Below are 528 nucleotides of genomic sequence, written 5' to 3'. Positions count from 1 at the left end.
AGCGTGGCCAGGCCGGGCACGGCGGGCAACGCCAGCCGCAGCCCCAGCGCTGTCAGCGCCCCACTCAGCAACCCCAGAAACTGGTTGGAGTGCCGGGTTTGCCGCTCGCTCAGGGCCAGGCGGCCGTAGGCGCTCACCCGTAGCAGGCTCTCAAACAGCACGTCGGCAAACCAGCTCATGAACACAAACGCCAGGTACAGCGGCAGCAGCAGCGGCACGAAGCGCACCACCACGTAGGCCCCCAGAAACAGGCCGCGCCGCACCCCGTCGCTCAGCGTGCCCGCCCAGTACACGAACCGCATAAACGAGCGGTACACCCAGTAGCGCGCCTTGAGGGCTTCCACCAGGCCCTCGCGGGCAAACTCCGATTCGGGGTCGAGGCGCAGGGCTTCGCGGAAGTGTTCGAGGGCTTCTTGGGGGCGGTTGGTTTCGAGGGACACCCAGCCGGCCTGCGCCTGGGTTTGGCTGCTGTCGGCGTTGTAGCGCAGGGCCGAGCGGGCGGCGTGGCCGGCTTCGGTAGGGCGGCCC

1 protein-coding gene is annotated in these 528 nt (G+C 69.3%); it reads right to left on the bottom strand.

What is annotated here, in order from left to right:
* Positions 1 to 528, bottom strand: a 528-nt coding sequence (locus tag ACYVDE_RS25950; RefSeq protein ID WP_460504376.1) for a tetratricopeptide repeat protein, incomplete at both ends; no start/stop codon positions are given.

It is taken from the genome of Hymenobacter agri (genome assembly GCF_054778495.1).
The sequence above is the reverse complement of the archived record's forward strand: the minus strand, read 5'-3'. Positions and strand labels throughout refer to the sequence as shown.